The organism is Pirellulales bacterium, from assembly GCA_035533075.1.
In the GTDB taxonomy this organism is placed as follows: Bacteria; Planctomycetota; Planctomycetia; order Pirellulales; family JAICIG01; genus DASSFG01.
Genome location: DATLUO010000190.1, coordinates 1 through 25,352, shown reverse-complemented (window position 1 = coordinate 25,352; position 25,352 = coordinate 1). Strand labels below are relative to the sequence as shown.

General features: G+C 62.9%; 21 protein-coding genes. 10 read left to right on the top strand and 11 right to left on the bottom strand.

Annotated elements, in window-relative coordinates:
• The coding region (locus VNH11_23425; protein ID HVA49336.1) for a 50S ribosomal L9 C-terminal domain-containing protein at positions 1-136 on the bottom strand (136 nt) is incomplete at its 3' end.
• A 261-nt stretch (positions 137-397) separates the two neighbouring features.
• On the opposite strand from VNH11_23425, the gene leuS reads away from it, so the two are divergent.
• Positions 398-3,241, top strand: coding sequence for a leucine--tRNA ligase (gene leuS / locus VNH11_23420; protein ID HVA49335.1), 2,844 nt, complete (start codon positions 398-400; stop codon positions 3,239-3,241).
• Positions 3,242-3,469: 228 nt separating this feature from the next.
• Positions 3,470-3,763 (top strand): hypothetical protein, encoded by a 294-nt coding sequence (locus VNH11_23415; GenBank protein ID HVA49334.1) that lies wholly within the window; start codon positions 3,470-3,472, stop codon positions 3,761-3,763.
• Positions 3,764-3,794: 31 nt separating this feature from the next.
• Here VNH11_23415 and VNH11_23410 read toward each other — a convergent pair whose 3' ends face one another.
• The 3 genes from VNH11_23410 to VNH11_23400 all read right to left on the bottom strand — a co-directional run bounded on the left by VNH11_23410 (position 3,795) and on the right by VNH11_23400 (position 6,902).
• Complete coding sequence (locus VNH11_23410; GenBank protein HVA49333.1) at positions 3,795-4,742, bottom strand: sugar phosphate isomerase/epimerase family protein; 948 nt, start codon at positions 4,740-4,742, stop codon at positions 3,795-3,797.
• Between the two features lie 9 nt (positions 4,743-4,751).
• Positions 4,752-5,243 carry a glutathione peroxidase gene (locus tag VNH11_23405; GenBank protein HVA49332.1) on the bottom strand — a complete coding sequence of 164 codons (492 nt, stop codon included), beginning with the start codon at positions 5,241-5,243 and terminating at the stop codon, positions 4,752-4,754.
• A 222-nt stretch (positions 5,244-5,465) separates the two neighbouring features.
• Positions 5,466-6,902 carry a N,N-dimethylformamidase beta subunit family domain-containing protein gene (locus VNH11_23400; protein HVA49331.1) on the bottom strand — a complete coding sequence of 479 codons (1,437 nt, stop codon included), beginning with the start codon at positions 6,900-6,902 and terminating at the stop codon, positions 5,466-5,468.
• A 208-nt stretch (positions 6,903-7,110) separates the two neighbouring features.
• Between VNH11_23400 and VNH11_23395 the strand changes: the two genes are divergently transcribed.
• Positions 7,111-7,386 carry a hypothetical protein gene (locus VNH11_23395; protein HVA49330.1) on the top strand — a complete coding sequence of 92 codons (276 nt, stop codon included), beginning with the start codon at positions 7,111-7,113 and terminating at the stop codon, positions 7,384-7,386.
• A gap of 173 nt (positions 7,387-7,559) precedes the next feature.
• On the opposite strand, the gene VNH11_23390 is transcribed toward VNH11_23395, so the two are convergent.
• The 3 genes from VNH11_23390 to VNH11_23380 form a co-directional block, all read right to left on the bottom strand.
• Positions 7,560-8,672, bottom strand: a complete 1,113-nt coding sequence (locus VNH11_23390; protein HVA49329.1) for an SMP-30/gluconolactonase/LRE family protein — start codon at positions 8,670-8,672, stop codon at positions 7,560-7,562.
• Positions 8,673-8,712: 40 nt separating this feature from the next.
• Positions 8,713-9,270 carry a hypothetical protein gene (locus VNH11_23385; protein HVA49328.1) on the bottom strand — a complete coding sequence of 186 codons (558 nt, stop codon included), beginning with the start codon at positions 9,268-9,270 and terminating at the stop codon, positions 8,713-8,715.
• A 182-nt stretch (positions 9,271-9,452) separates the two neighbouring features.
• Positions 9,453-10,838 (bottom strand): DUF1501 domain-containing protein, encoded by a 1,386-nt coding sequence (locus VNH11_23380; GenBank protein ID HVA49327.1) that lies wholly within the window; start codon positions 10,836-10,838, stop codon positions 9,453-9,455.
• Between the two features lie 411 nt (positions 10,839-11,249).
• Here VNH11_23380 and VNH11_23375 point away from each other — a divergent pair, with 411 nt between their 5' ends.
• The gene (locus VNH11_23375) at positions 11,250-12,419 is read left to right on the top strand and encodes a hypothetical protein (protein HVA49326.1); all 1,170 of its coding nucleotides are present in this window, start codon (positions 11,250-11,252) and stop codon (positions 12,417-12,419) included.
• A 57-nt stretch (positions 12,420-12,476) separates the two neighbouring features.
• Here the strand turns inward: VNH11_23375 and VNH11_23370 are convergent, their stop codons facing one another.
• Both VNH11_23370 and VNH11_23365 read right to left on the bottom strand, forming a co-directional pair.
• A complete protein-coding gene (locus VNH11_23370) occupies positions 12,477-12,689 on the bottom strand; it encodes a hypothetical protein (GenBank protein ID HVA49325.1) in 213 nt (70 codons plus the stop codon).
• A gap of 175 nt (positions 12,690-12,864) precedes the next feature.
• Positions 12,865-14,421: an alpha/beta hydrolase-fold protein gene (locus VNH11_23365; GenBank protein ID HVA49324.1), complete on the bottom strand. Its 1,557-nt coding sequence runs from the start codon at positions 14,419-14,421 to the stop codon at positions 12,865-12,867.
• A 406-nt stretch (positions 14,422-14,827) separates the two neighbouring features.
• On the opposite strand from VNH11_23365, the gene VNH11_23360 reads away from it, so the two are divergent.
• Positions 14,828-15,487, top strand: a complete 660-nt coding sequence (locus VNH11_23360) for a nucleoside 2-deoxyribosyltransferase (protein HVA49323.1) — start codon at positions 14,828-14,830, stop codon at positions 15,485-15,487.
• A 108-nt stretch (positions 15,488-15,595) separates the two neighbouring features.
• Here the strand turns inward: VNH11_23360 and VNH11_23355 are convergent, their stop codons facing one another.
• Both VNH11_23355 and VNH11_23350 read right to left on the bottom strand, forming a co-directional pair.
• Positions 15,596-17,845 (bottom strand): ABC transporter permease subunit/CPBP intramembrane protease, encoded by a 2,250-nt coding sequence (locus tag VNH11_23355; GenBank protein ID HVA49322.1) that lies wholly within the window; start codon positions 17,843-17,845, stop codon positions 15,596-15,598.
• Between the two features lie 183 nt (positions 17,846-18,028).
• The gene (locus VNH11_23350) at positions 18,029-18,835 is read right to left on the bottom strand and encodes an ATP-binding cassette domain-containing protein (GenBank protein HVA49321.1); all 807 of its coding nucleotides are present in this window, start codon (positions 18,833-18,835) and stop codon (positions 18,029-18,031) included.
• A gap of 152 nt (positions 18,836-18,987) precedes the next feature.
• Between VNH11_23350 and VNH11_23345 the strand changes: the two genes are divergently transcribed.
• From VNH11_23345 to VNH11_23325, 5 genes are all read left to right on the top strand, one after another.
• Positions 18,988-19,305, top strand: coding sequence for a hypothetical protein (locus VNH11_23345; GenBank protein HVA49320.1), 318 nt, complete (start codon positions 18,988-18,990; stop codon positions 19,303-19,305).
• 306 nt (positions 19,306-19,611) lie between these two features.
• Complete coding sequence (locus tag VNH11_23340; protein ID HVA49319.1) at positions 19,612-20,022, top strand: hypothetical protein; 411 nt, start codon at positions 19,612-19,614, stop codon at positions 20,020-20,022.
• 69 nt (positions 20,023-20,091) lie between these two features.
• Positions 20,092-22,092, top strand: coding sequence for a 2-oxoacid:acceptor oxidoreductase family protein (locus VNH11_23335; protein ID HVA49318.1), 2,001 nt, complete (start codon positions 20,092-20,094; stop codon positions 22,090-22,092).
• 120 nt (positions 22,093-22,212) lie between these two features.
• On the top strand, positions 22,213-22,737 hold the full coding sequence (locus tag VNH11_23330; protein HVA49317.1) for a transposase: 525 nt from the start codon (positions 22,213-22,215) through the stop codon (positions 22,735-22,737).
• A 179-nt stretch (positions 22,738-22,916) separates the two neighbouring features.
• Entirely contained in the window at positions 22,917-24,866 is a 1,950-nt protein-coding gene (locus VNH11_23325; protein HVA49316.1) for a thiamine pyrophosphate-dependent enzyme, read from the top strand.
• Positions 24,867-25,352 lie beyond the last annotated feature (486 nt).

Genomic DNA, 25,352 nt, shown 5'->3' with positions numbered 1-25,352 from the left:
AGACCTTCAACTCGGCTTCAATTTCGTGACCGAGATGGATGTTGACGGTGTACAACCCCAGTTCCTTCAGCGGCCCTTTGAGCCGCACCTGATCGGAAGTGACGGTGACCTCGCTCCGCTTCAGGGCGCTCACGATGTCGCTGGCGCCGACCGAGCCGTAGAGATGGCCTTCTTCGTTGGCATTGGCTTCGATCGTGCCGCGCGAGCTGATCGGCCAGGGTGCGCAGACCGACCAGTACGTGTTGAAGGCCCTGGCCAGTTGCCCGCCGTGTGGACCTCTTGCCGGTCAACTATTCTCACGTGGTTATTCAGCCACTACCCGCTCGCCGTGGCGTTTGCCGGTGCGGGCGGTTGCCGGTAAAATCGGCGGTTTCCCTCCCGTTCAGACCGCCATCTCATGCCCCGCTATAACCCCGCCGAAATCGAGCCGAAATGGCAGCGATACTGGGAACAGCACCAGACCTTCCAGACCCCGCGCCTGCCCCCCTCGCGCAGCGACAAACTCTACGTGCTCGATATGTTCCCCTATCCCAGCGGCGATGGCCTGCACGTGGGCCACCCCGAAGGGCAAACGGCCACCGACATTATTTGCCGCTATCAGCGGATGCGGGGCCAGTGCGTCATGCATCCCATGGGCTGGGACGCCTTCGGCTTGCCCGCCGAACAGCACGCCATCAAGACCGGCACGCACCCGCGGATCACCACCGAGAAGAACATCGCCAACTTCCGCCGGCAAGAAAAGATGCTCGGCTTCAGCTACGACTGGCAGCGCGAGCTGAGCACCACCGACGTCGAATATCTGCGCTGGACGCAATGGATCTTTCTGACGCTCTTCAACACCTGGTTCGACGACGAACAGCAAAAGGGCCGCCCCATCGCCGAGTTGCCGATTCCCGACGAGGTGCGGGCCGTCGGCGACGACGCAATCCGCCGCTATCAGGACGAACACCGCCTGGCCTATCAGCTCGAAGCGCCGGTCAATTGGTGCCCGGCACTGGGCACCGTGCTGGCCAATGAAGAAGTGAAAGATGGGTTGAGCGAGCGCGGCGGGCATCCGGTGGTGCGAATTCCCCTGCGGCAGTGGATGCTGCGCATCACCGCCTATGCCGACCGGCTGGAAAAGGATCTTGAAACGCTTGATTGGTCGGAAAGCATCAAAACGCTGCAGCGAAACTGGATCGGCCGCAGCACCGGGGCCGAGGTCGATTTTCATCTGGGCGAGGCGAGTTGCTTCGAGAGCTGGAAAGAGTTGCGTACACGCAGCGGCTTTCCGCGCAAGCCCGACGACGACGTGCTGCGCATCTACACCACGCGGCCCGACACGCTGTTTGGCGCCACCTACATGGTGATCGCCCCGGAACATCCGCTCGTCGAACGTCTGACCACCGCGGAACATGCCCAAGCGGTCCGGGCATACTGCCAGCAGGCCGCGCGCAAAAGCGATCTCGACCGCACCGACCTGGCCAAAGAAAAAAGCGGCGTGTTCACCGGCGTCTACGCCGTCAACCCCGTCAACAGCCAAGGCGTGCCGGTCTGGGTGGCCGATTATGTGCTGATGGGCTATGGGACCGGTGCCATTATGGCCGTGCCCGCTCACGACACGCGCGACTTCGAGTTCGCGGTGGCCCACAAGCTGCCGATCAAGGCCGTCGTCGATCCGGGCCGCGATACCGACGAGGGTTCTCGCGCCGACGTGCTGGCCGGCAAGGCGGCATTCACGGGCGACGGCACCGCGGTCAACTCCGGCGAGTATGATGGTCTATCCACAGCGGAATTCAAACAGCAGATCGCGGCCGACCTGGCGCGGCTCGGCCTGGGCCGCGCCGCGGTGAATTACAAGCTGCGCGACTGGCTCTTCAGCCGGCAGCATTTCTGGGGCGAGCCGTTTCCGATTCTGCACGAGCTTGACGAAGCGGGTCAGCCCACCGGCTTGCTGCGGGCCGTGCCGCCCGACGAGCTGCCGGTGAATCTGCCCGACATGTCGCACTTCAAGCCGCACGGACGGCCCGAGCCGCCGCTGGAAGAAGCGCCCCAGGAGTGGCTCTATCCGCTGATCGACGGCCGCCGCTACAAGCGCGAGACGAACACCATGCCGCAGTGGGCCGGAAGCTGCTGGTACTACCTGCGGTTCCTCGATCCGCACAACGATCGGGCATTCGTCGATCCGGAAGTCGAGCGTGCCTGGATGCCGGTCGACGTCTACATCGGCGGCGCCGAGCACGCCGTGCTGCACCTGCTCTACTCGCGGTTCTGGCACAAGGCGCTCTACGACCGCGGGCTGCTGAGCACGGTCGAGCCGTTCCAAAAGCTGGTCAACCAGGGGATGATCCTGGGTGAGATGGAAATCACCGGCTACCAGCAGACCGACGGTCGCTGGGTGAGCGCTTCGCAAGTCAGGCTGGTCGAAGGCAAGGCCATCGATAAGAGCACGGGCATGGAGTTGAAAGTCGTGCGCGTGGTGCCGGCCGAGGTGGAAAAGCAGGGCGACTCGTTTGTGCTGAAAACCGATCCGTCGGTGCGGCTGGAAAGCCGCGCCTACAAAATGTCGAAGAGCCGCGGCAATGTGATCAATCCCGATGACGTGGTGAAAGAGTACGGCGCCGATTCGCTGCGCCTGTTCGAGATGTTCATGGGGCCGCTCGAAGCCACCAAGCCCTGGAGCATGGAAGGCGTCAACGGCGTGCGCGGCTTTCTCGATCGCGTTTGGCGGATGATGACCAACGACCGGGCGGAAGCCGTGGAACTGAACGCGGCGATTCAAGACATCGGACCGTCGGCCGAGCAGAACCGCGTGCTGCACCGCACCATCCGCGAAGTGACGCAAGACATCGAGCGGCTGGGCTTCAATACGGCCATCGCCAAGATGATGGAATTCACCAACTTCTTCTTCAAGGCCGATCCGCGGCCGCGCCAGGCGATGGAGAAATTCGTGCTGCTGCTTTCGCCGTTCGCTCCGCACCTGGCCGAGGAGCTATGGCAGGCACTCGGGCACGAACGGACGCTGGCCTACGAGCCGTGGCCGGCCTACGACGAGTCGCTCATCAAGCTTGACACCGTGGAGGTGCCGGTGCAGGTGAACGGCAAGGTCCGGGGCCGGGTGTCGGTGCCGGCGGATGCCGACGAAGCGGCCCATGAAGCCGCCGCCCGCTCCGACGGCAAAATCGCGCAACAACTTGCCGGCAAAACGATCGTTAAAAAGATCATCGTGCCCGGCCGGATGATCAACTTCGTGGTGAAGTGATTGTGCCGGCCGTAGCGAACGTGCCGGACGCACGCTCGGCGCCGAAGGCACCGCATTCAGCGCCGGGTTGTGCCGACGATGCCTCATCTGCGGCATCGGGTCGTGAGAGGTGTGATGATTGAACGACGCGGTGCTATGGGCCTGAATTGTCGGGCAGACGCCGCTCGAAAGCATAATAGCGTTCGTTCGCCCGCTTCGCTCAGTGCATCGCCAGCCATCTGCACCGGCATGATCAAGCGTCTCTTCAAAGCATTCTGGAGTCTGGGTCAGCCGTTGCGGCGGGCCCTGGCCGCGCGGTTCGACCGGCAGCTTTCGGGCCATTTCCAGACCTGGTTTGCACGTGTCGAGCAGGTGCATGCCGAGCAGCGACGCTCCGCCGCCGAAATGGAACTGGTCGCCGACGCCATGGTGCGCGAGCTGCTCCGCTTGCAATCGCAAATCCGCGGTCTGCACGAGGCGATCGTCGCTCAGGCGACCCCGGCCGAGGAAGCCTCCGGCGACCGCCCGCGGCATGCGGCCTAGGGCGGGCCGGCGCTCGCCGGTAGTGATTCCATTACGCCGCGGTAAACGCCTGCCGTAACATCGCCAAGCTCTTGGGCACGGCCAGGTCGGGATCTTCCTTGCCCTCGAATTCGAGCGACACGTATCCGCGATAGTTGTGCCGGCGCATGAGGGCGGCGATGCGGGGGTAGTCGAGGTCGAGCGCGTACCACTCGCCGCCGCCGTAATAAGTCTTGGCCTGCAACAGCACCGTCAGCGGAGCGAGCTGCTCCAGCTTGTCGTAAGGATCATCGAGAAAGTTGCCGGTGTCGAGCGTCACGCGGAGCCAGGGCGAATCGAGAGCATGCACGATGCGCAACACGCCTTGGGGCGTGCGGCCCAGGCCCCAGTGATTCTCCAACCCCAACACCACGCCGCACTCTTCCGCCTTGGGCAAGAGCTTTTCGACGCTGCCGATCACCCAACCGAAGGCGTCGTCGTCGCTGTAACCCGGCAATCGCGGCTCGATGCCGCGGTTCTTCATCAACTCGTCAAAATCTTTGCTCGTGCCCCATCGCCCGGTGTTGATGCGCATGGTCGGAATGCCCAGCCGGTAGGCCAGCTCGATCGAATGAAGCGTCTGGTCGATGTTCTGCCGGCGCCGCTCGGCGTCGGGAAACACAAAGCTCTGGTGGGTCGAGAAGCCGCAGAGATCGAGACCGAGCGTGAAGGCCCGTCGTTTGAGCTGCTGCAGATGGCCGTTGGCGTCGTCGGCCATCTGCACCTGCAAAATCTCGACGCCGTCGAAACCCAGGTCGGCCGCTTTGTCGATGCATGTTTCGATCGGCGTCCGTTCGCCGTGAAAGTGCCAGAAAGAATAAGTCGAGACTGCGATTCGGTTGCCACGAATCGCCGCCGCGCGGCCCGAATCGGCGGCCACGATTCGATTCGGGCCGATCGCCAGCCCGCTCGCCGCGGCGAGGCCAAGCTGTTTGACGAAATGCCGCCGGTCAGATTCCATACGCCGTTGTTATTTCGCCAGCTCCGCTTCGATGGCGCTCACGACTTCGTTCGAGTCGGGCTTCACTTTCGGAGCAAAGCGGCTGATGATCTCGCCGTCGCGATTGACGAGAAACTTCTCGAAGTTCCAGGTGATGTCTCCGGGAAACTTCGGGTCGGTTTCGTTCGAGGTGAGGAACTTGTAGAGCGGGCACTGGCCTTCGCCCTTGACCACCACCTTCGAGAACATGTCGAACTTCACGCCGTAGTTCTCCTTGCAAAACTCGGCGATCTCCGTGTCGGTGCCCGGCTCCTGCTTGCCGAACTCGTTGGCCGGAAAGCCCAGAATTGCCAGACCCTTGCCGGCATATTTCTCGTGCAAACCCTCCAGGGCTTCATACTGCGGGGTCAGGCCGCATTGGCTCGCCACGTTCACGATCAACACCACCTTGCCTTTGTACTTGGCGAGATCGACGTCTTTGCCGGTCAGGCTCTTCATTTTGAAATTCAACACGCCGGGCATCGTGGCGGCTCCTTTATCAGCGGCATAGGCGGCGGCGATGAACGACGTGGCCAGAGCGCCGAGTGTCAGCGAACAGATCAGGGTACGCATGTCTTGCTCTCCTAAAACGGGGTGGGACGGTTGGGCGATGCGGCAAACTGTTTTCCGCACCGCCGCGGCAGGGCCGCTCGGTTCGAGCGGGTACTATGAGTGTAAGACGACCGCACGCCGATTGCCAGTAGCTCACCGGCCCAACCGTTCCAAAACATTCCGGGTGATCCGCTCGACCGTGAGGTCCTCGCCCGTCAGGCCGTGCGGCCAGTCGGTGGTGCCGGCGGTGAAAACCGTGCCGCCGCGGGTGTAGACGCCCATCACCGCGGCCCCGGTGGCGGGTGCGCCGTCGGCATCGCGCGGAAAGCGGTCGTACCACAGGGCATCGTCGGCATGCCAACGCGCGGGGCAGGTGCCGAGCACGACGAACGTCTCCGGCGTGCCGTCGCGGTGCGTGGAAAACGGCAGCCCGTCTTTCCACTCCATTTCGCAGCCGTCGCATTCGTAGCCGACGATCGTGTTCTTGCCGCCGAATTTGTCGCTTGCTTTCAGTCCCGTGCCGGCGAACAGCCAATGGTCGGGCCGATGCACGGTGAAGGCGGCCTCGCCTTCCATATACTGGCCGTGGCTGCGGTGATAGCCGCCGTAGAGAAAGCCCACGCCCGTCAACTCGTTCTCCGGCCGGGCGACCAGGTGATGGCTCCACAGCGTCGCCAGCAGGCGATGGTCGCGGGTCTGAAAGACGGGGTCGAGCACGCAGGCCTGCTTGTAGGAAACGAGTGCCCGACCGTCCTCCTCGCTGCGGACCTGCCAACAGCAGGTGTTGCCGCTGAAGAACGCCACGTTGCCGCCGCCGCCGATGAAGGCTTCCAGCCGGTCGCGCATCGCCGCCGACCAGTATTCGTCGTGCCCGACGCTGAGCACGAGCTTGTAGTGCTGGAGAAGCTCCGGCCGAAACTCCAGGTCGGAATTGACGGCGTAATCGAGGGCGAATCCCTGCCGCTCGGCCCAGGCGACGAAGGGTAGCTCCCAGCGACTGAACAAGCCGGCCAGCGGCCGATCGAAGGAGACGCGCGTGCCTTGCAACTTGTTGCGCGCATGGAAGGCATAGAGGCTGTGCCCGCCCCAGTTGTTGTAAGCGTTATAGGTGTTGGTCGTGAGCTGCAACAGGATTTTCGACTTGCTGCCGGGCTGGGCGGGCCGCACGACGAAGAAGAGTTTCGACTCCGCGGTGCGGCGCCCACGCCCGGTGAACTCGCCGCCCAGATCCGCCGCGCGCAGCGTCGCTTCGTAATAACCGGTCCGCCAGCCTTCAGGCACCGCCAGCTCCCAGGCCGCGGGCCACCGGCAGCCGTGCGACGAGGCGTTCGCCGGCACCGCGTGCGCCATGCCCGGCAGATCGTTTTTTGTGAGCGCGGTTTCGGACTTGGCTCCGAGCCGGGCAATCTCCAGCGACCATTTGGGCGCCGTGGTCGAGACATGGAACTTGACCGTCTCGCCGGGCCGGTAGCTGAGCTGATCGGTGTAGCCCTCGATAGAGAGCGCCCGGACCTCGGCCTGCGTTTCGTCGGCCACGAGCCGACCGCAGAGCAGAAAGAACGTGACACACAGTAGAGTAATTCGCGTCATGGTGGCCTCCTGGTGTTTACGCCTATGATAATCCACCGGCGATCAAGATCGTAGGTGCGTGCAGTTTTGGATTTTCGATTTGGGTTTTGGATTGGCCGAGCCAAAATCCGGAATCAAGCCGGGGAGCCTCGTGGTGCGGGATGCTATAATCACCGCAGGCCCACTGATGAGCGGCGGGCAACAGCGACGGGCGACAAGGAGCGATTGAATGGACCATGCATCGGCCCGACAGAAGGCGATCGATCATCTGACTGCCGTGATGGCGGATTGCAACGACGCCTTGGGCGCGGCCGACGTCTGGTACGACTATGCGCCGCGCGATCGGAACAGCAGCCAGGCGTTGTTCCGCGAGACGGCGGAAGTCGCCCGACGCCTGTTGTCGAGCATCGAGGCCCACGAACCAATTGTGCGGGCAGATTGGCAGCGCGTCATGCCGCGCGACGACGCGTGGAAAGCCGTCTACAAATTGCTGGTGGCCGAGTGAAATGGAGGTAGGGTGGGGCCAGCGAGCTTGCGAGCGCCGGCCCACCATTAGCGACGGAGAGACGGAGTGAAGGAGAGACGCGGCGAGCCGCATTGCGCCAACATTTCTCCCCCTCTCTCCTTCCCTCCCTCTTCCCTCGGTGGGCCGGCGCTCGCAAGCTCGCTGGTTCCACCCTACGAATTGTGCGCCCCGCGCGCCTCGACGTAAACGGCGTACAGCGACTGGCTGCCGGTCATGAACAGCCGGTTGCGCTTGCGACCGCCGAAGCAGACGTTCGAGCAGATTTCCGGCAGCCGGATCTGTCCGATGCGTTCGCCGTCGGGGGCGAAAATGTGTACGCCGTCGTACCCCTCGCCCACCCAGCCGGCGCTGGCCCAGATGTTGCCGTCGACGTCGGCGCGGATGCCGTCGGCGAAGCCGGCTTTCTCAAAGCCGTCGAGCCCCATCGACGCGAACTCACGTCCTTTGCCCAGCTTCGTGCCGTCGACGATGTCCCAGACCTTGATGTTCCGCGGCGCGTCGGCGTAGTGCGAGGCGCCGGTGTCGGCCACATACAGCTTCTTATAGTCGGGCGAAAAGCAGATGCCGTTCGGCTTGAAGATGTCGTCGGTCAGCTTCGTAAGCTTGCCCGACTTGGCGTCGATGCGATAGACCGCCTCCTTCAGTTCCAGCTTGGCCTTGTTTCCTTCGTAGTTCAGCAAGATGCCGTAGCCGGGATCGGTGAACCAGATCGCGCCGTCGTCGGGGTGGACCACGGCGTCGTTGGGAGCGTTCAGCGGCTTGCCCTGAAAGCTGTCGGCCAGCACGGTCACGTCGCCGGAGTGTTCGTAACGCACCACGCGGCGGTTGCCGTGCTCGCAAGAGATTTGCCGACCTTGCCAATCGAAAGTGTTGCCGTTGCTGTTACCCGCCGGATGCCGCAGCGTGCCGACGTGGCCGTCTTCCTCCAACCAACGAAGCTGCACATCGTTGGGAATATCACTCCAGAGCAAATAGCGGCCGACGCCGTTCCAGGCCGGCCCTTCGGCCCACAACATGCCGGTGTGCAAACGCTGGATCGGCGTGTTGCCGATTTTGTACTTCTCGAAGCGTTTATCGAGCACCACGATGTCGGGATCGGGGTAGCGGACGGGCGCCGCGCCCGGACCGTACTCGCGTCCAAAAACACGCGCCGCCGAAGCCGCGGCGACGGCGCCGGAGAGCGCCAGGAACGAGCGCCGCGCCAGTCGGGGCGCGGCTTCGCTTGCGGCAACCGAGTTGCCGCCCGTGACGAAAGGTCGTTTCATACGATTCTGCTCAATGAGAAAGGGCGAGTGTCTCCGACCGTCAGCTCAACTTGGCGATCGCGTCCATCGCCTGCTTGGCGGCCTGCACGCCGCCAAGTTGGTCGGCGAGTTTCTTGGCGGCCAGTAGGGCCTCGAGCGACAAGCCCGGTGTGGGCGTGGCGGCGGCCGTCGTCGTGCGGGCAGTGGCCGCGCGTCGGCCCCCTTTGCGACGCTTTTTGCGACGCATGCCCATACCCTTGAGCACCTGACCGACTTGAGCGTAGCTGACGGTCACACCCCGCGCCCCCAAGGCGGCGATGACGTCGCGCGGGCGGATGGGCTTCTCCAGTTGTTGCGCGACTTCGCGGATGGCGTCGGCCTTGGCGCCGCGGCCGCTGTCCCTGGAGTTCGAGTGCGCCCGAGCGCGCCGAGCGCGAGCGGGACGGGCGGAACGCTCCCGCCCTTTGTCATACTTGATTTTCTGGGCCAACGCCGTCGAGATGCCGTAAGGTCTCAGATCGTCGACGATCTGCGCCACGGACGCCGAGGAATTGATTTTCAAATAATCGCGTACAGTATCGCTCTTGGTCTTGCCCTCGGTCGATGCGGCTCTTGCCATTGCTATCAAGCTCCTGGTCTAGAATTAGCAGGCCCCTCTTACCCGATAAGAATAATCGGTAAGAGTCTCCTTGGCAAATGGGTAGCCGTAGGAAATCTGTAAACTTCCTCTCAACGGTTCACTCGGAGCGTCGCCGACGCTGTCCGCCGAGGAACTGGCTGACGCTTTCATGGTCGACATAATCAACTAAGAATGTCGCGTACCACGTTTCCGTGTACGTCGGTCAGCCGCATGTCGCGGCCGCCGAAACGGAAAGTAAGACGGGTGTGGTCCAGGCCCAGCAGGTGCAGCATCGTGGCGTGCAGATCGTGAATCTCCACGCGGTTCTCCACGGCGTAATAGCCGTAGTCGTCGGTGGCGCCATAGATCAGGCCGCCCTTTACGCCGCCGCCGGCCAGCCACATCGTGAAACCGAAAGGATTGTGGTCGCGGCCGTCGGCGCCCTGCGCCATCGGCGTGCGGCCGAACTCTCCGCCCCAGACGACCAGGGTGGAATCGAGCAGGCCCCGGCCGCGCAGGTCTTTCAGCAGCCCCGCGATCGGCTGATCGACGACCCGTGCGTTTTTCTCGTGGCCGTCTTTCAGGTTGCCGTGCTGGTCCCAACGGTCGGCGCCCACGCCCGGACAGGTCAACTCAACGAATCGCACGCCGCGCTCCACCAAGCGCCGCGCCAACAGGCACAGCGCCCCGTAGCCGCGGGTCAAGGGGTTCTCCGCCTGCATACCATACAACCGCTGCGTGGACTGCGTCTCCTTCTGCAAGTCCATCAGTTCGGGCACGGCACTCTGCATGCGAAAGGCCAATTCATAATTGGCGATCGCCGCTTCAAGCTGATCGTTGTGTCCCGTGCGCTCCAGCGTCTGTCGATCGAGCCGGGCCAGCAAGTCGAGCTTGCTGCGTTGCAACTCCGCGGTCGGCTCGGTGCGCTCGACGTTCTCGACCGCATGTTTGCCGTGTTTGAACACCGAGCCTTGGAAGGTGGCGGGCAAGAAGCCGCTGCCGAAATTATCGAGGCCGCCGACCGGAATCAGGCCGCCGTTGAGCACCACGAAGCCGGGCAAGTTCTGACACTCGCTCCCCAGGCCATAAGTAAGCCAACTTCCCATGCTCGGCCGGCCCTGCACGCCCGCACCCGTGTGTAAGAAGTAGTTGGCGCTGGTGTGCTCCGAAAACTTCGAGACCATCGACCGCACGATGCATAGATCGTCGACGCAGGTGGCGATGTACGGAAACAGGTCGCTCACCGGAATGCCGTTTTCGCCGTAATTGCGAAAGGCCCAGGGACTCTTGAGCACGTTGCCGACGTTGTTGAACTGCGTGGCGGGCACTTTCATCTTGATCGGCTGCCCGTGCTCGCGGTCGAGCCGCGGCTTGGGATCGAACGAATCGACCTGCGACGGGCCGCCGTCCATATACAGAAAGATGACGCTGGTGGCCTTGGGCGGAAAGTGCGTCGGCCGCGGTGCCAGGGCATTGAGTTCGCCGGCCGTTGCGTCGTTTGCGGCGCGATCGTTCAGTAATGCCGTTAGCGCGACCGTCCCGAAACCGCCGGCGCATTGGGCCAGCATTTCGCGGCGAGACAGGGGCGGCGGTCGGAAGCAATGGCAGTGCATCGAATCACGTCTGGGGTAGCAGTGTGACGAGCTTGGCGAAACACGGCATCCATACTAGCATCGGTTCGACGTGCGTGGATAGTTGCGGGGCTGTGTCGCTGCGTGGGGCACGAGACTCGCTCTTCTAAGACACGACGTTGAGCAGTGCCTCGGTGGATTGTGCCAAGCGATCCGCCGGGGCCTTTTTTGCCGCGAATGCCCCGCGGTAGCGAGGTTACGATCGCGGCCGCCGCCAATCGGGCTTGACCCCGGTCGGGGCGGCTGATACTTAGGTCCGGCCATTTTCTAATAAAGTTTGGCCAATCGAGTGCCGACGTGAAGGCCGTCCCGCCGCGCTTCCTATCTTCGCTATTCGCCGCGTTCGCGATGCACTTGGCGCTCCCAGCCGCGCCCGTGCAGGCGCAGGCGCAGCCGCGCGTCTCGGTGCCCTCGCCGGTCGTCGATCCACAAAGCCCTTTCTATACTCCCCAAAGTCCCGGCTCGACCTTCAGCAACCAATCGGCCCCGGCCACGCTTCAGCCGGGAATCCAACCGGCCCAGCCCGGCTTCGATCCTTACGCCGGTCCGGCCACCCAGCCTCCCAGCCTGAATCCCTACGGCGGCCAGACCTTGCCGCCCGCCGGCGCCCAAATCGGACAGCCCTACGTCGCGCCCAGCACCTCTCCCTACGCGGGCATCGGTCAGGGCAACCTCGCGCAGCCGCCCGCCTACGGACAACCGTTGCCCGACGGCACCTTGGTGCCGCGGCAGCGATTCTTGCACGAGATCCACCTCGACACCACGCAGTTGCTGCGCATGGGCGACCACGGACTGGGCATTACCGACGTGGGCCTGGACGCGGCGTTTGCACTGCCCGTCTTCGCCAACCCGAACCCGATCTTCATTACGCCGGGTATCACCTACCATTCGTGGAACGGGCCGGCGTCGGGCAATTTCGCCGGTTTCCCCGATCTGCCGCCGAACGCCTACGACGCCTATCTCGACACGAGCTGGCACCCTCAAGTCACGAGCTGGTTCAGCGCCGACCTCGATGTGCGCGTCGGCGTCTATAGCGACTTCGATGCCATCAACACCAAGAGCATCCGCATCTTGGGGCGCGGCCTGGGCATCATCACGTTTTCGCCGCAGTGGCAGGTGGCCGCCGGTATCTGGTATTTGAACCGTCTGACCGTGCAGATGTTGCCCGCGGGCGGCGTCATCTGGACGCCCAACCAAGACACGCGCCTGGCCCTGCTGTTTCCCAATCCGAAGCTTTCGCGCCGTGTGATGACGTTCGGCAATACCGACGTCTGGGCCTACATGGCCGGCGAATACGGCGGCGGTCGCTGGACCGTTCGCCGCGCCGACGGCACCGACGACGTCGTGGAACTCAACGATCTGCGTGCCTTGGCCGGTCTCGAATGGTTCGCTTTCAGTGGGATGCGCGGCAATCTCGAAATGGGCTACGTTTTCGACCGTCACATTATCTATCGCAGCGGCACGCCCATCGCCCATCCCGGCGACACGGTGCTGTTTCGCGCCGGGCTGACGTATTGAGGCCCGAGGCGCGCTTTTGATCTCCAACCGGTTGGAGATTATTTTCGGCGGCCTGCGTTAGGCCGGCTGGGGAGTGTCGATGGTCGTGATGAGCGGGAGCGAACAGAAGGCTACCCGTTCCGTTTCCGGATAGGCAACGACCATGATGCTTCGCATCAAAATGACGTTTTCGGGATGTCGAACCGTATGCGCCTCGCCGCCGGCAAGGCGCACCGTAAACGGCTGAAATGGGCGACGGTCGATCCAGGCTCGAACAGCTTCGGCGTTCATACCGACCAGTGTACTACAGGCGACAGGGAATGACAAACTCGAACGGTCAAACCGCCCGCGACGCGCTCACCGGCTCGCCACCCGTGCTGTTTTCGATCGGCGTCGGCGAACTGGTACGCATTGAAATAGGGCCGGAACCGGTGACGCCATTCGGCGGAGCACCGGGGGCAGGCTGCTACCTGGCCCGTGCGGGCACACTGGACTGCCTGATTCCCACACGCCGCCGCACCGTCGGCCGGCCGCTCACCTTCTCGCCGCCGCCGTGCGCGGCCAGATACATCTGCGACATCTTCCGCATGATTTTGTGGCGCAGATCCTTAGTGAGCAGATCGCCGTGGTTTCGGTCGGGCACGACGGACACCTCCGCGTCGCTGCCAAGCTCCTTGAGCGTGCCGGCCAGCCGGCGGACGGCGCCCTCGAGATAGAACGTGTCGACCTCGCCGGTGTAAACGTGGAGCTTGCCGCGCAGCTTGGGTTCCAACGTCAGCCAGTCGCGGGAAAGCAGGCGGCTGATGTCGTACTTCGCCCAGGCCTGCACCACGTCGGGGTCGATCTCGCCCGTCTCGCGGTCCCACATTCGCTTCGGCAGGCCGTCTTCGTCGAGCGGACTGAACGCCGCCTCGAACGAACGCAGTTGCCCGCCGCGGCTCAGCACGTCGTCCATCTTGGCAAACGAGGCGTACCACACGATCGGCTTGGCGGCATTTCGGGCGATGGGACGCCGTTGGCCTTGCTCGTCGAAATATAAGCTGAGCGGCGGGCTGGCATAGAGATCGACCTGCTGCCAATCGTGAAAATCGACGGGATCGGGGGCCGTCGCCCAGACGCCGCCGAAGGTGTCGGGATAATTCACCTGCAACCAAAGGCTCGACCAGCCGCCGGAGCTGTGCCCGGTGAGGAAGCGGGCGGTGGGCGCGGCCACGGTGCGGAAGGTGGCGTCGATATGCGGAATCAACTCGTGGACCAGGGCCTCGCCGCGGGGGCCGTTCGTTTCGCTGTCGGCGAACACGTGGTGCCCCCAACGGCAGTCGCCGCTGAGCAACACGCGGATGAATTCCATTTCGCCCGGCTCGGCCGGCGGGGCGCCGGTGGGATAGAGCCGGGCGGCGTCGTAGTGCGTGCCGCCGAAGCCCGGTACGATAAACATCACCGGATAGCGGCGAGTGGTTTGGCGCTGGTAGCTCTGCGGCAAGATGACCGCGGCCAAATGGAAGATCGGCCGCTGGTGAAAATCGGACAACAGCTTGCTTTCCAGCGACAACTCTTTGCTCCAGGCGGTTTGCTGGAACCGCCGCGGCGGCACCACGCGATTGAGCACCAGGTCGATGCTGGGCGAGCGCTCGTCGAGTTGCCACTCGCGCACGTCGCTATAGACGTTGCCGGCCGCCTCGGCAGATTTGTTGGTGTCGAGCGCCTGGTCGAGCAGGGCCTGCACGCGGTATTTGCCGGGCGGCAATGCCGAGAGGCGATCGGGAAAGCCGTCGGCCCGGTCGTCGAGGAAGCGGGTCAGCCCCGGCTTGAAATTGGCGACGTCGATGGCGAAGAAAGGTTCGGGCGAGAACCAATCGGGGCCGGACCGCGGCTCGCCCGCCGGTTTTCGCGAACAATAGACGAACAGCCGGCCGGTGAGCGGTTGCTCGGCCGCGGCCGGATCGAGCGTCACGTTGATGCGCACGGGTTCGTCGGCCGCGGTCCGCGACGGGCGAGGTTCGACGAGGACGGCGACGGCCATAAGCAAAAGCGCGGATCGAGGCATTGAAATCGAGCGGGAAAAGTGCGTGATGAGCATCCTTGCGCGGCCTCCGTGCTACATTCTTACATCGTGCCCCCGATTTTACGTGCCTCGATTCTACCGAATTTCGCGGCGAGTTGCAGGCCAGCTTTCCTACGTATACACTTCACGCGGCCGAGAGTGAGACGTTTTGCCGCGAGGAACAGCGGTGGCTGGGGCACAGCTTGGCCAGATCACGGCTGGCGCCCTACATCAGCGTGGCGGCCAAGCGATGCCCCGGTGCGTCCAACCGGGGCATCGCCTGGCCGCCAAGATGAACGAAGTGCCAGCCGCCACGTGGCCAGGCTCTGCCCCAGCCACCGCCAATGTTTCACTCCTGCCCGCGTGCAGTAGAACCTTAAGCGGCATGTACATCTATCCCCTCCGAGAGATCCGGCGTGTCTACTGTGCCGGGCCGCTGTTCAACGAGGCCGAACGTGGCGAGATGAGCGCCATTGCCGCCAGTCTGCGGCGGGCCGGCTTTGAACCCTTCGTGCCCCACGCCGACGGGCTGGAATTCGCCAAAGTGCAGCCCTATCTGGCGGCCCAGGGATACGACCCCGCGGCGGCCGGCCGGCTGCTGCACGAGGCCATTTTCGCCCTCGACGTCTATCAAGTCGTGATCGGTTGCGGATCGCTGGTGATGAACATGAACGGCCGCGTGCCCGACGAAGGCGCCGTGGCCGAAGCGGCGATGGCCTGGATGCTGGGCAAACCGATTGTGATCTACAAGGCCGACGCGCGCACGAAGGTGTCGGGCCGCGACAATCCGCTCGTCGTCGGCCTGAGTGATTTTGAGACCGTGGAAGAGATCGAGGCGTTGGGCGCGGCGCTGGCGGCCCGACAGGCAGAGCTGCGGCCGGACCCCGACACCGCTGTGGTCTGTCCGCCGCGCATGCGCGAGCGAATGGCGGCGGGTGAGCGGCTTTGGCGGAGGTTGACCGCGATCGGCGAAGGGCGGCCTTCGGATCTGGTCGCCAAGGCCGTGCTGGCCGAGCTTGGCAGTCCGATGAGAGCGCATTTGTAGGGTGGGACCAGCGAGCTTGCGAGCGCCGGCCCACCGTAATCGACGTCGCGCCAATGGTGGGCCGGCGCTCGCAAGCTCGCTCGCTCCCGCCCTACCTTGTCATATTACTTACGTCCGCACCGCGGCGGGAGCGGTTTGATCCTGATGCGCCAGCGCCTCTTGCAAGACTTCTTCGCTGGTTCGGGCGTACGTCATGCGGTGGAAGGCATAGAGTATGGCGGCCGCGACCAGGCAACCGGCAATCGGCACCGGCCAGGCAAATAGATACGGCACTTCGTCGCTCTTCTCGATCCAGCCACTCCACCGCTCGCTCTCGGCCGGGTCTTCGAGCAAAGAGGCCACGACCAACGGCAGCGCATTGTTCGTGAAGTGGAACACGCTGCACGTCAGCAGGCTGCCGCTCTGCACCGCCAGATAGCCGAGCACCAGCCCCATTACGCAGGCCACGATCGACTGCTGAAACACCTGATGAACGACGCCGAAAAAGACGCTGCACACCACGATCGCCTGCCACTTGTGCCCCAAGTGCCGCAGCCCCGACAACATGAATCCGCGAAACGCCAACTCCTCGCAAATCGCGGGCGTCAAGGCGAACACCGTCACGATCAGCCACAGCGGCGTCGACGATTCGAAACGCAATTGCATGGCTTGCTGCATCGCTTCCGAAACAGGATACAACCGCTGGATGATCTGGTGCAGCAGCAGCACCGCCGGGTGCAAGGCGATGGCCAACAAAAACGCCGCCGGCAGCGTCCACAGCTTCGGCAGACGCAACAGCAGCGTCTGTCGCGGGCTGCGGGTGAGCATGATCGTCATCAACAAGGCCGGTGTGGCGATCATCGCCAACTGGGTCACTAAGGCGAGTTGGGCCACGCGCTGGAACTCATCGCCGGAAGGCGTCGCGACCTTGTTGTTGATCGCCAGGCCCATGAAGAAAAAGATCAGCAAGATCAGCAGGCCGCACAGCAACGCCGCGCCCGGACTGGGAGTTTCGCCCCGGTCGCGCATCAGGTGCTTGAACCACAGGTTCAAGTCGAACCGCTCGCTTTCGCGGAACAAGACGCTTTCGGAATTGAACTGATCGACCGCCCAACGCGTGGCCCACAGGCAGCAGCCCAACGTGACCACGACCACCGACGGCACAAAGGGCAACGCCTGGGCGAGATTGCCTTCCAGCAAAGCCCGCAGCAGCAGCACGACGCCCGTGATCGGAATCAGGCTGTTGCCCAGGTTCAGCTCCACGCCCGGCGCCATGGGCAGAATCATCAGCGGCATGGTGATCATGATTAACGGCATCAGATAATACTGGCCTTCCTTGCTGCTGCGGGCCAGCGAAGCCAGCGCCAGGCATAAAGCGCTGAACAGGGCCGACATCGGCAGCAGTGCCAGCCCCAGCCACAGCGGCGTGAGCAGGGGCGGCGCGCCGATGTTTTTCAGCTCGTGCAGGGCATGCACCACGAAGGCCCCCGTCAGACCCACGCTGAGCAGATTCAACAGCGACGTGACGGTGCTGAAGAGCATGATGGTGAGCAGCTTGCCCCACACGATCTCGCGTCGCTCGGCGGGGCTGCTGAGCAGCGTTTCCAGTGTGCCGCGTTCTTTTTCGCCGGCGCACAGGTCGATGGCCGGATAAAACGCGCCGGTCAGGGCCCAGATCAAGAGCAGAAAGGGGAGCACTTTCGACCAGACGGCCGCGTCGCGATGCCCTGCCTCGGCGGCCACGTCATGTTCTTCCACCTCGAAGGGATGGGCCGTCGACTCCGGTAAGTGGCTCTCGGCCAGGTTCTTGCGGCCGATGGCGTCGGTCCAGCGCGAGAGCACCTGCGAAACCCGTGCGAACGTGATCTGCGATTTCTCTTTCGCCGTGTTGTAATAAACGTCGGGTCCGGGAACTTTCAACTCTTTGGCCCCGTCGCTCGCCGCGTCGTGCCGCGCCACGCTTTCGCGAAGCTCTTGCAAGCGGCGGCCGAACTCCGGCGGAAAATGAACCACCGCTTCATACTCGCCGCGTTCGACCGCCTGTCGCGCATCGGCCAAAACGTCGGCCGCTTCACCGGAGACCGGCGGCTTCGACAGAACCGTCACTTCCAGCAGGCCCGACTTTTCGGGCGTGCTGAACCACTCGGCGTCGAAATGGCTGCCCTCGATGAGCCGCGGCGAGTCGGGCAACTCTTCCGCGCCGACCACGAGCACGTGCGTGGCGCGTTCGCTGACGAACTGCATCACCTGGAACATGCTCATGCCCAGCAGCGGATAGAGCAACAGCGGCAGCACGGCGATCATGAACAGCGTCCGGCGGTCGCGCAACTGGTCGCGCACTTCGCGATGCAAGATCAGCTTGACGTTGGACCAGTTCATGCAAGAGTTCAGGGTTCAGGGTTCAGGGTTCGGGGTTCGGGGTTCGGGGTTCAGGGTTCAGGGTTCAGGGTTCAGGGTTCAGGGTTCGGGACATCGAAGGAAACAGGAACAGGCACCAGACAGAGAAAGTAGCGAACAGTTGGTCTTTCGTCACACCTGTTTGCTGACCCCTGAACCCTTCCTTTACCCTGAACCCTGACCCCTGAACCCTTCCTCGTGTTTGCTGAACCCTGAAGCCTGAACCCGGAACCCTTCGTCGTGCCGTGTGATGAGTTGAAAAAACAGCTCTTCCAGGTCGCGTTGCTCGTGCCGGTCGCGCAGCTCGTCGAGCGTGCCCTCGGCCAAGATGCGGCCGCGGTGGATGATCGCCAGCCGGTCGCAAAGCTTTTCGGCCTCGCGCATGATGTGCGTCGAAAAGATCACGCACTTGCCTTGGCTGCGAAGTTCGGCCACCGTTGCGAGCATGGCACGTGCGACGAGCACGTCGAGTCCCGACGTGGCTTCGTCGAAGATCAGCACCGGCGGGTCGTGGACCAGCGCGCGGGCGATCGACACCTTTTGTTTCATGCCGGTCGACATCTTGGCCCCCAGCAGGTCGCGGAACTCGTTCATTTGCAGCCGGTCGAAGAGCCGCTCCATCCGCTCGGAAAGTTCCGGATCGCGCAGCCCGTGCAGGCGTCCGAAATACTCGACCATTTCCCAGGCGGTCATGCGGTCGTAGACGCCGGTGTTGGCCGACATGAAGCCGATCTGGCGGCGGACCTGCGAGGGCTGCGTGACGACGTCGAAGCCGTGTACGGTCACGCTGCCGGCGCTGGGCCGCAGCACGGTGCTGATGATGCGGAGGGCGGTGGTTTTGCCGGCGCCGTTGGGACCGAGCAGGCCGAATATCTGGCCGGGGGCGGCGTCGAAGCTAATCCCGTCGAGGGCCACCAGCTTTCCGCGCCGCAGGTCGGCGTAGTATTTGGTCAATCCTTCGACGTGAATCATACGGTTCGCGGCCCAGCCCGTTATGCGGATACCCCAGCTTAGCTTATCGGGCTACGTTCGCGGAAGCGTGCCGGCGGAATCGTTACGGGCCGCAGCACCGGACGTCGCAGCCACGGGTCGTTTTCAATCTCCCCGTCAGCAATACCGGCGAGATGAAGGCAGTTTATGAGGTTATTGCCTACGTGCAGCAACTCAACAACCGACGGCTGGGCGTAACGGGTTTTACGTTCAGCGAGCTCATGCCAGCCGTGTTAACTGGCTTTTGGTGGAGCGACGATCATGGTGTTTGGATGGAGGATGACATCGTTATCGTGATGGTCGATTTCGCCAGGCCGTCGGCCGGCGCGAAGTGGTCGGTCAGCGGCGAGATGACGAAACTCAAGCGTTTTATTTCGTCGACCTGCCGCCGCAACGGCAGCCGGCAAGAAGAAGTCTGGATCGTCGCCCACCGCGTCACGCGGCAAACCTAAATGGTTTTCAGGGCGGTCCGCTTGGCGGAATCACGTTGACACACGACTCTGGCGCTGTAGCATGAAGGGCATGACCGTGTTGAGTTGTGTACGTCAGGGTCAATAGCGACTTGGCCGCTGAGGTGCGGCAACGTTCGACGGGGCCGGGGCTGAAGCTGTTGTTTTAGCTAGACCGGCGGCGCACACTTTTTCGCCGCACAGCGCGCCCGTTTTGAGGGTGCCTCGCCGGAGCCGATACGCATTTTGCCATTTCGCCGGAAACCGCGGGGCAAGGGTTCCGGTCTACGCACTGACCCCATTTCGGCGATGAACTACAACGCACGGGCGAAGAAACTCGCCAACTACGTTCATTCGCGGCGGCTGGAAACCCATCGCGGCGTCATGCCGCTGGCCGCCCTCGACGCCTGCGTCGTTTTCGGCAACGACGATTATGCCCGCAACTCGCGCACCCACGAGATGGTGCGACTGCTGTTCGACGCTTGTTATGAAGCCGGCGTGCCGGTGCTGGGCTTCGCCACCAACGACGGCATGAGCGACGCCGGTTGCTCGTGGGCGCTGGTGCTCAGCACCGACAACGTCGATTGGGTGAAAGCCCGGCTGCACGACGCCTTTTTCGAATCGCACGGCCTTTACGCCCCCCGTTCGCTCGCCCTGGCCGCTTCCGACGACGGCCATTGGCGCGCCCCAACCATAATCGCCCCTGAGAAACCACGGTGAGCATGGTCGCCTTTCGCTCCGCGAAAGGAACGTGCCCTACCTGCTAGATTTAGATAAGGAAAAACATCAATGAGTATTGCCACAATCGAAACCCCTCGCGCTGCGTTCGAAACGCACGTGCCCGACGTGCTTTCCGAGCGGGTCGAGCCGAAATACCAATACCCCGGCATCCCGACCACGTGCGACGGCGCCGAGGCGGTGGTCCATGTCGAGATCAACATCTCGCAAGGCTCGGGAGCCTATCCCATCACCAGTTCGACCACGATGGGCGGCGGCTTCAACGCCGCGGTCATGAACGGCCGGCCGAACTTGTGGGGCGATCAACTTGTGTTCTTCGAGCCGGAGAGCGAGCACTCGGCGGCCACCTTCTGCGAGGGCTTCGCCTTGGCGGGAGGCCGCGTCACCAATTTCACATCGGGCCAGGGCCTGGTGCTGATGAAAGAGGTGCTCTACACGATCGCCGGCAAGCGGTTGCCGGTAGTGATGAACATCGGCGCCCGCGCGCTCACCAGCCAGGCGCTGAACGTCCACGCTGGCCACGACGACCTGATGAGCGTGGCCGACTGCGGTTGGGGCATGATCTTTGGACGCAACGCCCAGGAGGCGGGCGACCTGTGCCTGATTGCCCGACGTGCGGCCGAAGCCAGCAACACGCCCTTCTTCAACGTGCAAGACGGCTTTTTGACCACGCACACGGTCGAATCGGTGCGCTTGCCCGAACTGGAGTTTATGAAGGACTACATCGGCAAGCCGGCCGAAAAGCTGATGAACCTGATGGACCCCGACCATCCGATCATGTCGGGCACGGTGCAGAACCAGGATTCGTACATGAAGGGCAAGATCGCCCAGCGCTGGTATTACGACCGCGTCGAACCGGCCTTGGAAGAGGCGTTCGCCGAGTTCCGCCTGAAAACTGGCCGGCAATACGACTTCGTGCTGCCTTATCGCTGCGAAGACGCCGAATACATTCTGGTCGGCATGGGTTCGTATATGGAGACGGCCCAAGCCACGGTCGACTATCTGCGAGACAAAAAGGGCGTCAAGGCGGGCTGCCTGACGGTGGTCTGCTTCCGGCCGTTCCCGGCCCGGCGGATTGTCGAAGCGCTGAAGGACTGCAAAGCGTTTTCGGTGATCGAGCGGATGGACGACCCGCTTTCGACGACGGGCAACCACCTGACGCGCGAAATCAAGGCCGCGTTTTGCGATGCGGTCAGCGGCCAGCCCGGCCACGAGCGCATCGACCGCGTGCCGCGCATCTATCACGGCGCGGCCGGCCTGGGCAGCCGCGACGTTCGGCCCGGCGACATCATCGCCATCTTCGACAACATGATGCACGACGGCCAGGAGTATTTCTGCGTCGGCATCAATCATGCCTTGGCCTTGAAGATGGCCGAAGACCCCGATTTGCGGCCACACGGCGGCTTTTCGATGCGCGGCCATTCGGTGGGCGGCTTCGGCTCGGTGACCACGAACAAAGTCATCGCCACGATCGCCGGAGACGTATTCGGCAAAGACGTGCAGGCTTATCCCAAGTACGGCTCCGAGAAGAAGGGCCTGCCGACGACCTATTATCTGACGATCGCCGACGAGCACATTCAGATGCACAGCGAGTTGGAGCACGTCGACCTGGTGGTGCTCAACGACACCAACGCCATGCAGAGCGGCAATCCGCTGGAGGGCATGCTGGCAGGCGGGGCGATCTTCATGCAATCGACGCAGAAAGATCCGGCGGAGGTCTGGAAGCGAATCCCTGCCTGGCATCAGCGATCGATTCGCGAGAAGGGCATGCGCATGTTTTACATCGACATGGTGCAGATTGCCCGTGACGTGGCCAGCGAGGCCGACCTGGAGATGCGCATGCAGGGCATTGTGCTCTTAGGCGCGTTCTTGAAGTTGACGCCCTACGCCCGAGACAGCGGCATGACCGACGACCAGGTATACGCCGGCGTCGAGAAGGCCCTGCGAAAATACTTTGGCAAGCGCGGCGAGCAGGTGGTGCAAGACAACCTGACCTGCGTCAAGCGGGGTTACGGGGAGATGCAGGAGATACCGCGCGAGGTGATGGGGTAAACGCGAGATGGTCTGTAGGGAACGCCCTCCGTGGCGTTCCGCGGAGTACGAGTGAACGAGATTCTATAGGGAACGCCCTCCGTGGCGTTCCGCGATGTGCGAGTAGATCGAAACCAACAAATGATCGACCCTCAACAACGGCGCCCTGTTCGCAAATCGCACCGGCTCGCTCCGTCGGCCTATGCCACCACCGAATATGAATACCACTTCACGGTTTGTGCGCGGCATCAGGGTTCTCCGTTTCTAAACGCCGATCTCGCCAAAGAGGTCATCGACTCACTAATTTGGACCAAGCAGCGGTACGGCTGGCTGTTGTTTTGCTACTGCTTGATGCCCGATCACCTGCACTTTCTTTGCCGGCTCACCGAGCGAGAGCTGAAACTCGTGAATGCCGGCACGCGGGGCTTGGTCCCGGAAGGCGTGTTGGACCATTTGAGCCGCTTCAAGAGTTACACCACCAACAAAAGCTGGCGGTTCGGCATTCGCGGCCAGCTTTGGCAGAAAGGATCTTACGACCGCGTGCTCGACCTCGACTGGCCGTTCGAAGAGGTCGCAGTCTATATACTTAGCAACCCAGTTCGACGTGGCCTTGTCAAGGATTGGAACGAATGGGAGCACTCCGTGATTGTCGATCCGTGGTGGTGACCCAATGAGAAGCGAGAATCCATCGGCAGCCCGCGGAACGCCACAGAGGGCGTTCCCTACAGACAACCTGACCGCGGAACGCCACTGAGGGCGTTCCCTACAGATAACCCGACTGCGGAACGCCACTGAGGGCGTTCCCTACAGAGAGACAACACCTAACCCAACCATAGAAAGCAACCATGTCCACCGCTGTTACCCCCTCCATGAACGACGCCTCCGCGCGTGACCCCTTCAACAACAACTCCTACGGCACGCTGGTCGACCAGCCGTATCGCCAGGTCAAGCTCCCCGTCCTCGACGTGCTCGATTTCAACGACCGCATCATTCGCTCGTATGAAGACGGGTACGCCGAGAAGGGGCTGCCCGCCGATTTGAGCGTGGCCCGCTCGCTGGTGCCGGCGGGCACCGCCACGCTCCGCGATTTCAGCTACATCGCCCCGGAAATCCCGGAATACATTACCGAGAACTGCACCGGCTGCATGGACTGCGTCACGCTCTGCCCGGATACCGCCATTCTCGGCAAGGTCATCAGCGAAAGCCACCTGGAGCAAAAGCTGGCCGAAATCCCCGACGAGGCCGACCGCGAGATGTATCGCCAGCAGTGGTCCAAGACCCGCAAGTATTACGAAGGCCCGAAAAAGAAGGACGGCGACGGCGGCATGTTCCAGATCATCATCGACCCCAGCAAGTGCAAGGGGTGCGCCGAGTGCGTCACGGTCTGCGACGATCTGGCCCTGAAGATGATCCCCAAAACCGACGACGTGATGACGTCGATCCGCAAGAGCCACCGCTACTTCAAAAACTTCGGCCCGTCGGACGACAAATACGTCAACGACAACCTGCTGGTCGACATGATGCTCAAGGAGCAGACGCACATTTATACGGGCGGGGCCGGCAGTTGCGCCGGCTGCGGCGAAGGCACCGCCCTGCGGATGATGTGCTCCGCCACCGGCGCCAAGTACGGCGACCGCTGGGGCATCATCGCCGCCACGGGCTGCAACACGGTTTACACTTCGACGTATCCTTACAATCCGTACCTGGTGCCGTGGTCGAACTCGCTGTTCGAGAACGCTCCGGCCTTCGCCATGGGCGTGCGGATGCGTTGGGACCAGATGGGCTGGCAAGACCGGCCGCTGTGGTGCCTGGGCGGCGACGGGGCAATGTTCGACATCGGCTTTCAGTCGCTCTCGCGCATTCTGGCTTCCGGCGCGAACATCAAGATTTTCGTGCTCGACACGCAGGTCTATTCCAACACCGGCGGCCAGGCCTCGACCTCCAGTTTCACCGGGCAGAACACGAAGATGAGCGTTCACGGCAAGGCGATCGACGGCAAGCAGGAGCGCCGCAAGGAGATCGCCCAGATCGCCATGATGCACCCTCGCACCTTCGTCGCCCAGACGACCTGCGCGCACATCAACCATTTTTATCGGGCTGTTATTGACGCCCTGGAGTTCGACGGGCCGGCGTTGGTCTGCTGCTACACGACCTGCCAGCCCGAACACGGCGTGGCCGACAACATGGCGACCGACCAGGCCCGCCTGGCGGTCGACACGCGGGCCTTCCCGCTGTTGTGCTACGATCCGCGCAAGGGCGACACCATCAAGCAGCGTCTCTCCTTGCAAGGCAACCCGGCCGTACACGACGACTGGTGGCTGAACCCCAAGACCGGCGAGCAGGTCGATTTCATCGACTTTGCCCGCAGCGAAGGCCGTTTCTCCAAGCATTTCGACAAGGACGGCAAGCCCAGCGAGACGCTGCTGATGGCCAAGCAAGACCGGCTGGAGAACTGGCACGTGTTGCAGGAGCTTGCCGGCGTGCTCGACAAGAAGAAGCCGGCCAAAGTAGCAGGCACCGGGGTACTCGCGAAGCGGGTCGATGTGCCGTCGCCTAGTACCAAAGCGGCCGAGCAGCCCGCTTCGCCCCCGCCCACCAAGAACGGCAACGGGCACAAGGTCGATTTCCAGGCCGGCATGCGTTTGAAGTATCACGACGGCGCCTCCTGGATCACCGGCGTGCTGCGTTCGACCGAGCCGGCGATACTCGCGCTGGAAGACCAGACCGAAATCCACACCACGCGACAAATTCTCGCCGACGGCGTGCGTGACGGGCTGATCGCGGTGGAGGGATAGGCGAAGAACAAACAAAGCGCCGGATCGCAAATGTCGTTGCTTTCGTTGGCGCCTAACATTTACGGGAAGGAGAAAAAACAATGCGTCACGTCCGCAGTATCAGCGCCGCTCTTTCGCTATTGTTTCTTGCCGGTGCATCGTTCCAGGCGTTGGTTTCGGCCGTCGAGCCGGCAAACCCATCCTTAAACACACTGAGCGAGCTGAGGGCTAGGCACCCGGATTCTCAGTGCGCTTTGACGATTCGAGTCGACTCGCCAGGCTTTGATTACACGACGGCCGAGTCGTGGATGAAAAGTGCCGCAAAGTCTGCTTCAAAGGGCCACGGCCATCGTGTCGGACATACTTGGTGTAATGCGCAGATAGAAATGTCCCCTTAAGGCGCAGGTAGAAATGTCCCCACAATCACCTCTTCAAAGGAGGTGTTCATGGAGACAATTCGGATGAGCGGCAAGGAGCGGCGTCGTTTGGAGGTTCTAAGTCGGGTGA